The sequence below is a fragment of the Nonlabens tegetincola genome (genome assembly GCF_002954355.1).
In the GTDB taxonomy this organism is placed as follows: Bacteria; Bacteroidota; Bacteroidia; order Flavobacteriales; family Flavobacteriaceae; genus Nonlabens; species Nonlabens tegetincola.
The window spans coordinates 152,173-167,887 of the sequence record NZ_MQVV01000010.1 but is presented as its reverse complement, the minus strand read 5'-3'; the positions used below and the strand labels follow the sequence as shown (position 1 = coordinate 167,887).

General features: G+C 35.2%; 15 protein-coding genes and 1 tRNA gene. 7 read left to right on the top strand and 9 right to left on the bottom strand.

Features of this window, described 5'->3' with window-relative positions:
- Positions 1-12 precede the first annotated feature (12 nt).
- The gene (locus tag BST93_RS01265) at positions 13-462 is read right to left on the bottom strand and encodes a 6-pyruvoyl trahydropterin synthase family protein (protein ID WP_042276583.1); all 450 of its coding nucleotides are present in this window, start codon (positions 460-462) and stop codon (positions 13-15) included.
- Positions 463-634: 172 nt separating this feature from the next.
- Positions 635-1,966 (bottom strand): MATE family efflux transporter, encoded by a 1,332-nt coding sequence (locus BST93_RS01260; RefSeq protein ID WP_105017792.1) that lies wholly within the window; start codon positions 1,964-1,966, stop codon positions 635-637.
- Positions 1,967-1,994: 28 nt separating this feature from the next.
- On the opposite strand from BST93_RS01260, the gene BST93_RS01255 reads away from it, so the two are divergent.
- Positions 1,995-2,068 (top strand) — tRNA-Ala (locus BST93_RS01255).
- A gap of 2 nt (positions 2,069-2,070) precedes the next feature.
- Here BST93_RS01255 and BST93_RS01250 read toward each other — a convergent pair.
- The 6 genes from BST93_RS01250 to BST93_RS01225 all read right to left on the bottom strand — a co-directional run bounded on the left by BST93_RS01250 (position 2,071) and on the right by BST93_RS01225 (position 10,368).
- Entirely contained in the window at positions 2,071-2,904 is an 834-nt protein-coding gene (locus BST93_RS01250; RefSeq protein ID WP_105018126.1) for an alpha/beta hydrolase family protein, read from the bottom strand.
- Between the two features lies 1 nt (position 2,905).
- Complete coding sequence (locus tag BST93_RS01245; RefSeq protein WP_105017791.1) at positions 2,906-5,626, bottom strand: PD-(D/E)XK nuclease family protein; 2,721 nt, start codon at positions 5,624-5,626, stop codon at positions 2,906-2,908.
- A 91-nt stretch (positions 5,627-5,717) separates the two neighbouring features.
- Complete coding sequence (locus BST93_RS01240) at positions 5,718-7,583, bottom strand: OmpA family protein (RefSeq protein WP_105017790.1); 1,866 nt, start codon at positions 7,581-7,583, stop codon at positions 5,718-5,720.
- A gap of 18 nt (positions 7,584-7,601) precedes the next feature.
- Positions 7,602-8,516 carry a PorP/SprF family type IX secretion system membrane protein gene (locus tag BST93_RS01235; protein ID WP_105017789.1) on the bottom strand — a complete coding sequence of 305 codons (915 nt, stop codon included), beginning with the start codon at positions 8,514-8,516 and terminating at the stop codon, positions 7,602-7,604.
- Between the two features lie 176 nt (positions 8,517-8,692).
- Entirely contained in the window at positions 8,693-9,688 is a 996-nt protein-coding gene (locus BST93_RS01230) for an endonuclease/exonuclease/phosphatase family protein (protein ID WP_105017788.1), read from the bottom strand.
- An 89-nt stretch (positions 9,689-9,777) separates the two neighbouring features.
- Complete coding sequence (locus BST93_RS01225) at positions 9,778-10,368, bottom strand: TetR/AcrR family transcriptional regulator (RefSeq protein ID WP_042276571.1); 591 nt, start codon at positions 10,366-10,368, stop codon at positions 9,778-9,780.
- Between the two features lie 36 nt (positions 10,369-10,404).
- On the opposite strand from BST93_RS01225, the gene BST93_RS01220 reads away from it, so the two are divergent.
- Positions 10,405-11,151, top strand: coding sequence for an alpha/beta fold hydrolase (locus BST93_RS01220; protein WP_105017787.1), 747 nt, complete (start codon positions 10,405-10,407; stop codon positions 11,149-11,151).
- Between the two features lie 71 nt (positions 11,152-11,222).
- Positions 11,223-11,456 carry a DUF1660 family phage protein gene (locus tag BST93_RS14020; protein ID WP_146104961.1) on the top strand — a complete coding sequence of 78 codons (234 nt, stop codon included), beginning with the start codon at positions 11,223-11,225 and terminating at the stop codon, positions 11,454-11,456.
- Here BST93_RS14020 and thiL read toward each other — a convergent pair.
- Positions 11,447-12,490 (bottom strand): thiamine-phosphate kinase, encoded by a 1,044-nt coding sequence (gene thiL / locus BST93_RS01215; RefSeq protein WP_105017786.1) that lies wholly within the window; start codon positions 12,488-12,490, stop codon positions 11,447-11,449. The genes BST93_RS14020 and thiL overlap by 10 nt on opposite strands.
- Before the next feature lie 140 nt (positions 12,491-12,630).
- Between thiL and BST93_RS01210 the strand changes: the two genes are divergently transcribed.
- The 4 genes from BST93_RS01210 (at position 12,631) to sufC (ending at position 15,711) form a co-directional block, all read left to right on the top strand.
- Positions 12,631-12,960 carry a HesB/IscA family protein gene (locus BST93_RS01210; RefSeq protein WP_042276565.1) on the top strand — a complete coding sequence of 110 codons (330 nt, stop codon included), beginning with the start codon at positions 12,631-12,633 and terminating at the stop codon, positions 12,958-12,960.
- A gap of 18 nt (positions 12,961-12,978) precedes the next feature.
- The gene (gene sufB / locus BST93_RS01205; RefSeq protein ID WP_042276562.1) at positions 12,979-14,427 is read left to right on the top strand and encodes a Fe-S cluster assembly protein SufB; all 1,449 of its coding nucleotides are present in this window, start codon (positions 12,979-12,981) and stop codon (positions 14,425-14,427) included.
- A gap of 81 nt (positions 14,428-14,508) precedes the next feature.
- Positions 14,509-14,952: a hypothetical protein gene (locus BST93_RS01200; RefSeq protein WP_105017785.1), complete on the top strand. Its 444-nt coding sequence runs from the start codon at positions 14,509-14,511 to the stop codon at positions 14,950-14,952.
- Between the two features lie 6 nt (positions 14,953-14,958).
- The gene (sufC, locus tag BST93_RS01195) at positions 14,959-15,711 is read left to right on the top strand and encodes a Fe-S cluster assembly ATPase SufC (protein ID WP_042276558.1); all 753 of its coding nucleotides are present in this window, start codon (positions 14,959-14,961) and stop codon (positions 15,709-15,711) included.
- Positions 15,712-15,715: the final 4 nt, after the last annotated feature.

Here is a 15,715-nt window from a genome sequence, read left to right as displayed (position 1 = left end):
GATATTTTTTTACTATTGATCGGCAGCGTGCCACTCTGCATAACTGGTTTCAGTTTCTCTTAATCTAAGAGAATGTAGCTGTATTTCCTGTGGTAATCGTGCCTTAATTTTATCAGCAAAATCTAGGATCATCATCTCGCTGGTAGGCTGGTAATCTACAAGTATAACCTCGTGACCACGATCTGATAGTTCTTTTGCCAATTCTACGTGAGGTGTGTTTTTGTTAAATACAGTTGCATGATCAAATGGGTCTACAATTTCCTCTTTAACAATTTTCTTTAAGTCTCCAAAGTCGATTACCATACCATGCTTTACATGTCCTAGCTCATCTTTTGGTGTACCAATTACGGTTACCGCAAGTTTATAACTGTGTCCATGTACATTACGACATTTACCGTCATAACCGTATAAGGCATGACCAGTTTCAAATGTAAATTCTTTAGTAATACGTACCTTTTTCATCGACGTTTTCTTTTCCATTTATTATATAACACCACTACAATAAGAACGATTCCTAAAATTAGGAAAAGTCCATTACCACCTAGAAAGCCTAAAGCATCTGACCACGTCATGATTCGTATAATTTTGTCGCAAAGATAAGTTTTTACTTGGGTTGTCTACCTATCCTTTGTGTTTATAGAAGTTCTTTTATTTTTTGTTTAAACTTCACATGAAGTAAAATCGATCGTCCTAGCATCCATGCAAAAAAAGCGAGCCAGATAGCAAATAACTCAAGATTAAAGTAGTCTAAAATTAGTAAAACAGGTATGAAAACAAACCCAGTAAGAATCCATAATAAATTACGCAGGTAACTAGCCTCGCCCCAACCTTTAAAAATGCCGTCATAGACAAAAGCTACCGCGTTGATAGGTTGCATAACAAGCACAAGCCAAAATGTAATGGATAAAAGCTTTAAAACCTCACTATTATCTGTGAACAAATGTCCTAGAAAGGGATAGGCTACACCGCATAATATAGCCAAAATCAATGCAATCGCAATTCCATAACCGTTAGTCTTTTTTGATAGGTACAGTAATGAATCTGGATCTTTGGAGCCCAGAAGTTTTCCACCTAGTGCGTTTCCAGCATTAGCAAATCCATCAATTAAAAAGGAGAAAAACAACCAGATATTCATGAGAATGGCGTGTGTGGCCGCTTGTTCTATACCGTAATTGTTTGCATATCGATAGGATAAGTAAATTGCCACATTGATGGCAAGAGTGCGTAAAAAGAAATTTGCAGTAAGTTGAACGTGCTTTTTAAGTAAGTATAGATTTTTAAAATCTGGTAGGGTGATCCTATAACTAGTTTTTTTATAAAGAAAAAACAGAGCTACTAGGAGCAACGTGGCTTGTGCAATTACACTAGCAATTGCAGCTCCTTCTATCCCATAGGATTCGGAAAAAGGACTTCCTAGTACTAAAATATAGGTAAGAATAATGTTTACCGCTGCACCTGTTAAGCTAGCTATCATAGCCCAACTCGTATTTTGAATTCCTCTAAAGATTCCAAAAATTGCAAATGCACATAGAGTAAATGGAAACCCAAAAGCTCTTATTTTATAATATGAAACGGCAATGTCCAAAACCGGTTTCTCATTGGTATAAAAGTGAAAAATAGTTGGCGCAAGGAAATAAGTAATCACATAAATAAGTAATCCCAAACTTATATTCAACCATATAGCTTGTGGTATTAAAACGGATGCTTTAGTTAATTCACCAGCACCTAGCGCTCTTGATACAATACTAGAGATACTTGTTTTTGTTTGTGCGATTGTCCAGATGATGGCACTTAAAAAGGATCCTACAGTTCCCACAGCAGCTAGCGCAGTAGCAGAGTTTTCTGGTATTTGTCCAATGATTGCGAGATCAGTTAAGCTAATAAGCGGCTCTGCTATTCCTGCAAAAATTGCAGGAATAGCGAGTGACAAAATTTGAGAGGTTGTAATGTTTGGTTTATTTTGCACACTGCAAACTTAATATTTCAAAATAAAAGGGGAATTAGCTCAGTTGGCTAGAGCGTTTGACTGGCAGTCAAAAGGTCACCGGTTCGAGCCCGGTATTCTCCACTTTACTTATTTAAGAAGTTTAAACTACATTGTACCACACGTTGTAGGTCATTAGGCAAATTACTTCTATTCCAGGGATGCATGGCACCAAAAACATGATTTGCGCCATTTATAAAAGCCATTTCTGCGAGAGAATTAGCTTGTTTTAATCTATATGCTTCGTTGATAGAAACTGTTGGGTCTAATGTTCCATGAATAATAAGATGCGGACAATTTAACCGTGTGGCTTGGTCTAAAATTGTAAGCTCGTTTTCATGAGCGATAAAGTCTTGATAGAATTGATAATAAAGTGGCATTTCCTGTTGGGTGCGGCCATTTTTAATGTGCATAACGCCCTTATTCTCCCAATCTTTTAATTCTGTTCCACTAGGAAACCTTGATTTATAGTCTGCGACACCAGCAAGTGTGATTAGCTTTTTTATTCTTTTATCTTTAGCAGCGGTTATTGTGGTGATTCCACCAGCCCTAGAATGTCCCATAATTGTTATATGATCATGATCAATAGGTAAATTACTAGAGGTTATTAAATCTAGCATTCTGGTTGTATCACGTAGTTCAATATTGTAATTGTTATTGCCAAAGGCCTCTAAATCTGGAAAATCTATAGGTTGTTTTAAAGTACCGCCATTGTGGGAATAATTGAACTTGATTGTGAGATATCCCGCTTTCGCGAAAGCGGAACACATCAAATCCCACGCACCCCAATCTTTAAAACCTTTAAATCCATGACAAAACAAGATGACCGGATGTTTATCAGATACTTGTGGATCAAAAACGTCATATACTAGAGGACGATCATTTTCCCCTAAAACGGAAAGATTTCTTGTGACTTTCATGCTAAACTGTTTTTTCAATTATAGGTTGGTTAGGATCCATGATGTCACTTAACAGTAGGAAAAGTTGTTTTTCAAATTGGTCTAAAATTTCTATAGTGATTTGATGTTTGTTATCCACTTGCTCATCAGAGAATTTAATGAACTTCTCTTTAAAATTTTTAAAGCTAATGATACCAGCTTGATCTGGAAGCACGCCATATTCTTTTTCATATAAATATGCATACATGAGTACTTGAAAGGCCTTACTATACTCATAATCTAGTATGATATCTTGATAATTAGCATCCTTAATTTTGAGTTGATTGGACTTAACTTGTCCTGTTTTATAATCAATAATGCGTATTTGATTATTGTACAAATCAATACGATCTACATTTCCACGTAAGTGTATAATTCCTAATTCAGGATGGTCAATATGTGCTCTTATATCCTTTTCTAAAGATTTAATGATGAGCTCACTACCTGCTTCAATAGTTTCTAAATCTAGTTGCAATAGTTTATTAATATATTTACGGCACACCTCAAAAATTATTTTGTTTTTGCCTGTAGGAATTTGGTTGGTATTATAGGTTTTATAATAGGCTATTTGTAGTTGTTCATCGACCTGCTTAAATAATAATTTAAAGTGTTCTTTTTTGAGTGCTTGATTGATATAGGGTTTGTATAATTCTTCTAGAGCAGAATGGATAATGGTACCCATCGTATTTGCTTCAATATTCTCTTCTACTTCTTCTAATTGATCTACACGCAAAACTTTTTGACGGTAAAAGTCTAAAGGATTGCGCACAAAACTAGTTAATGCACTAGGGCTAAAGCCGCTTTGAGCAATCTCTTTTAATCGGTTGATCAAATGATCATTTTTATCAATAGAAATAAGTTCCCTAGAGTGAATTTCATTAGGCACCTCATAGCTTTCAATCACAAGTTGATGCTCATTTTCTTGATCGTTTATCAGTTGAACCAGAAATCGACTTTGTTCTTTTTGACCTATACTAGACTTAGTGTCTGAATTAAATATAAAACTCGCTTTTTGTACTCTATGTAATAGTCTATAAAAGTGGTATGCGTATACACTGTCTTTATCAGAATAGGTAGGTAGTTCAAATTCTTTTTTTACATCAAAGGGAATGTAGGAGTTAGTTGATTTTCCTGCTGGTAACGTACCTTCATTAACCGATAACATAATTACATTCTTATAATCCAAACCTCTCGTTTCTAAAAGCCCCATGATCTGTAGGCCTTGTACTGGTTCGCCTATAAAATCAAGCGTCTTTGAACTTATTAATTTATCATAAAGAAATTCAACTGTACGATAGTCACTTATTTCTGGGTAGTCGCTTAAAAGATTCTGTATTTGTGTGATTACTTCATAAATACCAACCAATTGTTCAAGCTCAAAACGTTTGTTTTTTTGATCAATCAAAACGTTTTTTGCATGAGTAATAAACTCTAAGGCATACTTTACTAAATCAGAAGGTTTATTTAAGGGTTCAAATAATATTGACCATGGTTCGTCTATGACGTCAGCAATGATTTGTTTATTTAGAACGACTAAATTTTCTTTATGGATTTTATTTTGTAGGGTATTTGAAGATTTTGAAAGGACTGTTTTAAATAACAGTGTATTGCACAAGGCTTGAACATCTTTATAATAAAACCCATTGTTTGTCATGCTGGTATACAAAGTCACAAGCTGTTTAAAAAAAGAACTGTATCCTACCGTTTCTAGAGGTAAGCCCATGGTAATATTATAGTGTTCTATTTCACTAGGGAGAGCATTAATTAAGGGTATAAGTAATTTTTCATCGGCTAAAATGATGGCAGTCTCACTGAGTTCATTGTTTGGTAGCTCAAGTAATTTTTTTATAGCTATTTGAACTTGAGTAAGATTTCCAGTAGCGCCGGTAATATGGATTTGTTTGTTTTTTGAGTAATTGTCACCAATAAACTGTGGACTGTTCCTTTCAAAATACTTCCAAGTATTAAAGTGTTTATTTAAAAAGTTACCAGCTTCATGGTACGGTCTAGACAAAAAATATTGGTCTGTATCCCAATAAATTTTTGCCTTTCCAGTATCTAATAATTCCTTTATAATATTTTCTTCTGCTGTGTTAAGAGCATTAAGACCTAGAAATACATAATTATCTTTTAGATTGGAAGCATTGTTCATTATAAGCTCGTGAGCTTGACGATAAGCTAATCCCTGATAGGATACACCAACTTTTTTACACTCATCTACTAGGGCTTGATAATATAAATGTAAGCGCTTCCAAAATTTTAAATAATCGGAGACCATTTTAGTTGGATTTGCCTCTAAGCTCCAGTGTGGATCGCTCAACTCTTTAATGTTGCCTAAGTAGGTAAAGAATCTGTCAGTTGGTAGGATATAGCGATCTATTTCATTGAAATCTTGTAATACCGTCATTGCCCAAGATAAAAAGCTTTCAAAGCTTTCTGCCTGAACACCTTCTACAGATTTATATGCTTTATAAAAATGAGGAATGATTTCAAGATCAGGCTTTATTTCAAGCCCTGATTCTCTAGAAACGAATTCCTCAATACTTAAAATTTCAGGTTGAATAATAGGTTGATCATAACGGCTAGCTATATACCTTGTAAGGAAAACTCCAACTCTTCTTGATGGTACTATATAAGTAAGTTCTAGGAGGTTTTCACCTTTTCTTGTAAGGTCGTCAATTATGTGTTCAAGGAAAGTTTGCATAAGTGAAAAGTACTAAGAAGTGAAATGTTTATCAATTAAAAAACCCACTCTTTTTCAAGAATGGGCTTTTCGTTTTTTGATTGTTAAAAGTTTATCTCTTCGTGATCGTGAATTCTGATCTACGAGATAATTCGTATTCATCTTTGGTACATTTTTTAGCTGTACAATCAACGATAGGGTTTTCTTCACCACGACCTTTAGCTTCTAATCTTGATGAGTCAATACCTTGTGATACCACATAATCAACAATAGATTGAGCGCGTCGTTGTGTAAGAGCTAGGTTGTATGAGTCAGAACCTCTGATATCTGCATAAGTTTCAGCTAGTACTTCTAGAGTTGGATATTTCTTCATTAAGTTAACTAAGCGATCAAGTTCAAGCGCAGCATCAGGTCTAATATTAGACTTATCTAAATCAAAGTATATTTTATTAAGAATAATCTTTTCTTCAACTATTTCTGGTTCTGGCATCATAGTAACTTCAACCATTGCGGTTTCCTCTTCTACAATAGTTAATGATGCTTCACCACTTTCATACTTGTCTTTTGCGCCACGAGCAGTAAGCTCTTTATTACATTCAACCATAAACACGGCTTCTCCATTACTATCAGTAGTTTGGCCTGGCATAGTCATACCATCAGCATCTTGTAAGGAAACGATAGCACCTGGAATAGGTTGATTCGTTTGTTCATCAATTGCTTTAACAGTTACAGCAACTTCGCAAATTTCAATTCTTGTAGCACTATAAATATCATCACCACCTTTACCGCCTTTGCGGTTAGATGAGTAGAATCCTTTTCCAGTATTTTCAGAATATGAAAAAGCAAAATCGTCTAATGATGAGTTGATAGGAGCACCCATGTTAGAAACTTCTCCATCTTTATATTTGAAGATATCAAGAGCACCTAGTCCTAGATGTCCATTACTTGAAAAATATAATGTACCATCCTCTGCAATGTACGGGAACGAATCGTCACCAGCTGTATTAACCTTAGAACCTAGGTTTACTGGGTTAGAGATTTTACCATTATTAAGATCGGCTTTGTAAATATCAGATCCACCTTGTCCACCTGGAGCTTCACTTGCAAAATAAATAGTTTTACCATCTGCAGTGATGCTAGGATGACCTACACCATAGGCTCTTGCTTCTAAAGAAGTAGTTTGAACATCTTTCCACTCACCGCCTACATTTGTAGCTCGATAAATGTTAAGTTTACTTTCACCATCTTCAGCTTTTTCATAATCACCATTGTAGTAATCTACTCTTGTAAAGAACATGTACTTTCCATCAGGAGTAACCGCTAGTGTGCCTTCGTGATATTTAGTGTTAACGTCTCCTTTTAAAAGATTTGCTTCACCTACCACACCAGCTTCATCAACAGTTGCTTCGTATATATCAAGGTAAGGTTCTTTATTCCAAGAGTAATTACCTCTTTTTTCATTACGTGAACTTGAGAAATAAACTTTATTACCTACCTGAACGGCCGCAAAGTCACTAGACTCACCGTTAGCTTTAAAAGCTTCACTGGTAAATCCAGGCTCCATTGCCATGATATCATTAAGGTAATTAGGATTTGCTTTAAACATTTTTGCTCTATCGTCGTTTGGAGCAGCACTAGCAAATTGTTTCATTATAGTGTTAGACATATCAGTCTTACCATTTGCTTTTAAGGTTTGTGCGTATCGATAAAGAGTTTCTGCGTCTCCTCCTTTTTTAACCGCACGAGCATAATTGCGCTCCGCATTAGTAAAGTCAGAGTTAAAGTAGTACGCATTAGCTAATTGAGTGTATACATACTCAGAACGCTCACCATTTTTAAGGACTTTTTCATAAGCCTTGGCAGCATCCACATAACGTAATTGGTCATATAGTTTGTCTGCTTTTTTAGTAGCATCGCTTTGCGCGAAAGCATAAACTCCAGCAAACAATACAATAAATATGAAGGTAAATTTTTTCATGATTCTTTGGTGATTATTTTAGAAGAAACGAGGTGATTGCATTACTCTACGTGGGAATGATAGGTCGAAAGTCACAAAAACTTCATGAGAACTATCAGAAGCAACAGAGATGTCAGAGACAACTCGGTCATAAGCATAACCCACTTTTAAAGTGTCTGTAAGATTAACACCAAAAAGACCTGTAAAAGAATCCTCATAACGGTAACCTACACCTAATTCAAAGCGATTATTAAATAAGAAATTAGTATTCACATCAAAACTTATAGGAGCATCAAAGGCACCTTTAATTAAGGTATGAGGTTTAAACTTTACTGTGTCGCTTAGATCAAATACATAACCTGCAGTTAAGAAAAAGTGTTGTGTTTCACTTCCAAATTCAAGGCCATTTTCATCAAGGTGAGTAGCACTTAACATATTAGGTACTGAGAAACCAGTATACCAATTTTCCCCATATAGAAAAGCTCCAGCTCCAATATTTGGATAAAGTTCATTTAATCTTTCACTAAATAAAGGGTCGCCTGGTTGTGTGGTGCCTACCGTTGCTAGGTCTACGTTATGAAAGGTAACACCAGCTTTAAGACCTAGTGCCAAAGTAGTTTTTTGTCCTACTTGTAATTTATAACTAAAATCAGCATAAATGTTTTTTTCATTTACTGGACCAATAACATCATTAATAAAGGATAATCCTAGTCCTACACGATCACCTACGGGTGCACTACCTGAAAAGGTGATGGTTTCTGGGGCTCCTACTACACCGGACCATTGCTGTCTGTAAAGTGAAGTAACTGATAAGCCTTCTTTAGTACCAGCATATGCTGGATTAATAATGTTTTGGTTGTACATGTACTGGGTGTACTGAGGATCTTGTTGCGCTTGCACTACGCTGGTACAGGCTAGTGTTAAGAGTATCCCCATTGCAAGTAATTTTCTCATTCTTACAAGTTGGTTTAATTATGTAAATTAAGTTTTCCGTTTGTTTAATTATCAAATGTAGTATAATTGTTTTAATACAACACTCCATAATGTTCGAATATATGAAAATTGATTTTCTGGAAGCCTATAAGATTTCCTTAATAGATTAAGAGCATCGTTTTGAGGACTAATGGATGTTAGTTTCGTCTAAAAACACTATAAACGGGAAAATGATCACTATATCCACCTTTGTATCTTCTTCCTACAAAAGTTCTTGAAGGTTGACCTCTATATTTACCTTTCCATTGTCTTAACATGATGTCGTCAAAAATATTGGCTTTTGAAAAGTATAATGACTTAGGGATATCATTTTCAAGACTTTGACTTATAATGATTTGATCAAATAAATTCCACTTAAATTGATGGTTTAGGGTACCTCTATAAAAAGTTTTAAGTGGAGCTGTTACATTTTTAAAGCCTTGTGGTATAATCACATTTTTAATACTATCATTCTCAGGATCGTCATTAAAATCACCTAGAATAATTATGTTATGACTGTCATGTGTATCGTGAGTGTTGCTATATCTCTTTTTTTCAGGGTCATTGTTGTTGATATGAGCTATTAATTTTTTAGCAACTTCGACTCTTTTATGATTGGTCTCTTCGGCGCCATCTCTTCTCGACGGCCAGTGATTTACATAAATATCTAAAGGCATGCCAGCTAGCTTTCCTTTGACATATAAAATATCTCTGGTATAATCCTTAGTTCCGTTCTCTTCTATAAGTTCTATGCTTATAGGAGCACTATGATGTACGGTAAATAGATCCTCGTTGTAAATAAGGGCAACATCGATTCCTCGTTCATCGGGACTGTTGTAATGAATAAAGTTATAGTTTTGATGAGACAGTTTGGGTTGACTAAGTAACTCTTTAATAACTTTTTTATTCTCAATTTCAGCTATACCTATTATTACTGGCAATTTTCCTGTTTCTTCAAAACCAATTTTACTTATGCAATCACTTATTCTATTCAGTTTTTTTTGATACCTATGTGGAGTCCATTCATTTCTTCCAAACTCAGTAAAATCATCATCTAAAATATTAGGGTCGTTTATTACATCAAAAAAGTTCTCGAGGTTATAAAACGCGATGGTGTATTGTTCAAAAGCATGACTAGGTATCGCTGCTGACATAGTGTTGTTGATTTAATTTTTAAAAGTAAGATCCTTGTTTTTACAAAGTAGTGGTTTAAAATACCAAACAGTATCCAACAAAATTTAATTTAAATGGAAATGGATAGATTGTATTTTTTTAAAAAGTCAATACAATTGGTAATTGCCACCGTATCTCTCTCTAATTTACTCATCATTACGGCGCCTTCCAATGTTGCGATATAAACGTTTATTAACTGCTCCGTATTTATATCAGCTTTAATTTGTTTATGTTTTATTCCTTGTTCAATAATTCGTTTTATGGAGCTTTTTAAGTTTACAAGCATTCCAAAAGATTGCTGTCTGAGAACAAGATTTGCGTCATCACTTTCAATGGCGCTATTAAGCAACGGGCATCCTCCTTCAAATGGTGGATCTACTAGATAATTCTCAAAAAAATCAAATACTACATTCATTCTAGATATAAAATCTGTGGCTTGTTTGATGTTTGTAGTTAAAGTGGAGAACATTCTTTTATTTAAGCTGCGTAACGCCTGTTGTTCTAGGTCTTCTTTATTCTTAAAATGTTTGTAAATGGCTCCTTTAGTAAAGCCTGTAGCGTTAGTAATATCACTTAGTGAAGTGGCTTTATATCCATGCTTATTGAATAAATTTGCACTTGTATTGAGAATATGTGATTTTGTTTTTTCTGGATTGCGCATACTCAAAAATACCAAATGGTATCATAACATACAAGTATGAAATTAAGTTACGAATTAGTGCCAGGTAATAAAGAAAGCATCGTTTTGTTACACGGTTTTTTAGGATACAAACAACAGTGGAATGGATTATTGCCCTTTCTAAAGGGGTTTAATCTAATTTTTATAGAATTACCTGGTCATGGAAACAGTGCTAGTCAAGATGAGCCCTATTCAATTGAAGATCTGGCAAATGAAATAAACACGCTTATTGAATCAATTGGAGTATCTAAATTTCATGCGGTAGGTCATAGTATGGGTGGATATGTGTGGTCCGCTTTCGCGAAAGCGCAATCTAACAAACTATTGTCGCTTACATTAATTAACAGTTTGGGTACTCGTGATACCGATCAGCGTAAAGAAGTACGTAATCATTCATTAAACTTTATTGATAAATACCAAGAGACCTATATGAAAATGGCTATTGGAAATTTATTCACTGTCCAAGAGAAGTCGGTTCATAAGGGAATTATCCGTGATATGATCAATAAAGCAAAAGAAATGGATATTACTAGCGTACGTCATGCTATAGTAGCAATGCGTGATAGACCTTCTTATTCAAATGAGCTAAGTAAGGTGAAAAATTTAATCTATATAGCAGGTGAAGAGGATGAAGTTGTTCCTTTAAATAGGATTAAAGAAGAGATTAAATTAACTCGAGGAGATCTTGTTGTAATAGCGTGTGGACATATGAGCCTGGTAACTCATCCTGAAGAAATTGCAAGAAACATGCATTTCATCGAATAAAAATATCATTTAATAGGTTTTTTCCTTAAATAAAGCATAAATTCATCCTCGTAATTAATCATTTGTCAATTATGAGTAAGAAGTTTTCCTCTAAATCCTTGCTTTGTTCCATCACTGGACATAAATACCGAGTGAGTAAAGAAATAACCGAGCACGTGAAGGAGTATACATGTTGTAAGTGCAACAAGAAAATGACATCGACCATTTATGGTCAACTACTACCTCTTAATGATCAGTACTCTAGATTGAATAGAGCGCTTAGCTCATTACAACAAGCCAAAGTATTAAAAGAAAGCTATTCTTGAAAGCTGTTCCAGCCCATTGCCTTGATCTCAATTTGTTCTCCACCTCTTGTGACTAGATGGTTGCCAAAGCTTTTATCCACTACATGTCCAATCACCGTTAGATTAGGGTTTGCCTTGATCTTTGGATAATCTTCTTGACTAATAGTGAATAGCAATTCATAGTCTTCGCCGCCACTTAAGGCGATAGTAGTACTGTCTACGTTAAACTCTTCACAAACATTAATTACAGTTGGATCTAACGGTATTTTTTCTTCATAAAGTTTGATACCAACATCGCTATTTTTACTAAGGTGTAAAATTTCTGAACTTAAACCATCACTCAAATCAATCATTGAGGTAGGAACTACGTCTAACTGTTCTAATAGTAGTGGAATATCTTTTCGGGCTTCAGGTTTTAATTGCCTTTCCAGAAGATAACTGTAAGGCTCCATATCGGGTTGATTATTTGGATTTGCCTTAAAAACGGCTTTTTCTCTTTCAAGAATCTGTAATCCCATATAAGCCGCACCTATATCTCCAGTGAGTACGAGTAAATCACCATCATGTGCGCCGCTGCGTTTTACAATTTTACTTTCCTCTTGATGACCTATCGCAGTTACAGAAATTATTAGACCGCTGGTGGATGATGTGGTGTCACCACCTATTAAATCAACACCGTAAGTTTTACAAGCAAGGTGAATTCCTTGATAGAGTTCTTCAAGGGCCTCAAGGGGAAAACGGTTAGATACAGCTATAGAAACAGTTACTTGAGAAGCCTGGGCATTCATAGCATAAACATCAGATAAATTAACCATAATAGCCTTATACCCTAGATGTTTTAATGGAACATAAGAAAGGTCAAAGTGTATACCTTCTACCAGCATATCAGTAGTTATGACATTAGGTTGTTTGGTATGAATAATTGCAGCATCATCACCTATTCCCAGTAATGTACTGTCATTATTAATTTCCACTTGTTTAGTAAGAGTCTCTATAAGACCAAATTCACCTAAATTCTCTATACCTGTACGGCTTTGATTTTTATTCTCTAGCATGATGCAAAATTACAATTTACTAACGGTTTTACCCGTGTACAATCTCTATCTTGTTATAGGTAGTATTTATAAGTGTATTAACCCTTTGTATGCCCTTGCTGTCGTATATTTGCACACATTTTGATTAATCAAATAATATTATGATAAACGTTTCAGAAACAGCTAAGGTTAAGCTAGCTCAACTTATGAGCGAGGATGGATTTACCATAGATAAGGACTATGTGCGTGTAGGAGTAAAAAGTGGTGGTTGTAGTGGTTTGTCATACGAGTTAAATTTTGACGACTCAACAACTGATACAGATAAAATTTTTGAAGCAAACGACGTGCGTATAGTGGTCGATAAAAAAAGCTTTCTTTACCTAGTAGGAACAACTCTAGAATATAGTGGTGGACTTAATGGAAAAGGGTTTGTGTTCAATAACCCAAATGCACAACGCACATGCGGTTGTGGTGAGAGCTTTTCGCTTTAATTTTTAAACACATTTAAGATGTCTAAGTACACAGAAGAAGAATTAAAAAAGGAACTCGAGACTAAAGAGTACGAGTACGGCTTTTATACCGATATTGAATCTGATACGATTCCCGTAGGTCTTAATGAGGATGTGATAAAACTAATTTCTCAAAAAAAGAACGAGCCACAATGGATGACAGATTGGCGATTAGAAGCGTACAAGGCTTTTAAAGATATGGTCGAGCCAGAATGGGCAAACGTACATTACAAAAAACCAGATTTACAAGCTATATCATACTACAGTGCTCCTAATAAAAAGCCTAAGTACGAATCTCTAGATGAAGTGGATCCAGAATTGTTGGAGACCTTTAATAAATTAGGAATTTCCCTTGATGAGCAAAAGAAATTAGCAGGAGTAGCTGTGGATATTGTAATGGATTCAGTTTCTGTGGCAACGACCTTTAAAGAAACCCTAGCCGAAAAAGGAATCATATTCTGTTCAATTTCAGAGGCTATTCAAGAACATCCAGAGTTAGTTAAAAAATATATAGGAACTGTTGTACCACAAAAGGATAACTACTATGCAGCGTTAAATAGTGCTGTGTTCTCAGATGGATCTTTCTGTTACATCCCAAAAGGTGTGAGATGTCCTATGGAGTTGTCTACTTATTTTAGAATAAATCAAGCAGGAACTGGTCAATTTGAACGCACCCTTGTAATTGCCGATGAAGGTAGTTATGTTTCTTACCTTGAAGGGTGTACAGCTCCTAGTCGTGATGAAAACCAATTACATGCAGCAGTGGTAGAGCTCATTGCACTTGATGATGCAGAGATTAAATACAGTACCGTTCAAAACTGGTTTCCAGGTGACAAAGAAGGTAAAGGTGGAGTATTTAATTTTGTAACAAAAAGAGGTTTGTGTGAGAAAAATGCAAAAATCTCATGGACACAAGTTGAAACCGGTAGTGCTGTTACATGGAAATACCCTAGCTGCGTATTAAAAGGTGACAATTCAATAGGTGAGTTTTACTCCATTGCAGTTACTAACAACTTTCAGCAGGCAGATACAGGGACCAAAATGGTTCACCTAGGAAAGAATACTAAGTCCACGATTATTTCAAAAGGAATAAGTGCTGGAAAATCTCAAAATTCATATAGAGGATTAGTTCACGTAAGTCCACGTGCTGCAAATGCTCGTAATTTCTCTCAATGTGATAGTTTACTTATGGGGAATGAATGTGGAGCGCACACTTTCCCATACATAGAGAACAAGAACAGTAGCTCTCGCATAGAGCACGAGGCTACAACTAGTAAAATAGGTGAAGATCAAATATTCTATTGTAATCAACGAGGAATAGATACTGAGAAGGCAATCGCCCTTATTGTAAATGGTTTTTCAAAAGAAGTACTTAATAAGCTTCCTATGGAATTTGCTGTAGAGGCTCAAAAACTTCTTGAAATAAGTTTAGAAGGATCTGTAGGATAAATTAATAATAAAAAGTAGTTGTTTAGGATATCGCTTTCGCGAAAGCGTACTTAAAAAAAACCAATCATCATTTTATTCACTATGAGAAAAATACTAGCGATTACACTTTTAACAATCATCTCACTAGCTTGTAAGCAACAATCCAAGGATGAAGAAAACACGGACGCTTCTGTGGTTGAAATGGACAATACAAGTAGTATTCCTGAAGGTCAAGTTGAATTGCGAGGAGAATTTATTGTATACGAGGATATTATCGTTCTCAATACAACTAGTAAAATTCATGAAGTAGAAAGAAATGATGTGGCGTTACAACTAGTTGATAGAACAAATCCACTTAAAAAGAATGAGTACGACGCGCCTATAGTTACTCTTCAAGGTAAACTTAAACCAAACCCAAAGCTAGAACGAGGTGAAGAAGGATGGCCAGAAGTTTTTACCATTCATAAAATAATAGAAATTAACCCAGCTCTTGAGAGCAACGTGATCACAACAGGATCCAAAGTAGAATTAAAAGACATCAAGTAGATCGATATGTTAAAGATAAAAAACCTTAAAGCCTCAATTGAGGACAAAGAAATCTTAAAAGGAATAAATCTAGAAATTAAGCCTGGAGAAGTGCATGCTATAATGGGACCTAATGGTTCTGGTAAATCTACATTTGCCAATGTTATTGCAGGTCGCGAGGAATATGAAATGACAGATGGTTCTATCGAATTAGATGGTGAGGAAATTTCTGAACTTGATCCAGAGGAAAGAGCACACCGCGGCGTTTTTCTTTCGTTTCAATACCCAGTAGAAATTCCAGGTGTATCAGTAACAAATTTCATGAAAACTGCGATCAACGAGACTCGCAAGGCACAAGGTAAAGATGAAATGCCTGCAAAGGACATGCTTAAATTGATTCGTGAAAAATCAGAGCTACTTGAAATTGATCGTAAATTTTTGTCTCGATCGCTAAATGAAGGTTTTTCTGGTGGTGAGAAAAAGCGTAATGAAATTTTTCAAATGGCGATGCTAGAGCCTAAACTATCTATTCTTGATGAAACAGATTCAGGATTAGATATTGATGCATTGCGCATTGTTGCAAATGGTGTGAATAAGCTTAAAAGCAAGGATAATGCAACCGTAGTGATTACTCACTATCAAAGGTTACTTGATTATATAGTTCCAGATTATGTACATGTACTATATAAAGGTAGAATTGTAAAGTCTGGTGGTAAGGAACTAGCTCATGAGTTAGAAGAAAGAGGTTACGACTGGATTAAAGAAGAGGTTGACGCCTAGTAGT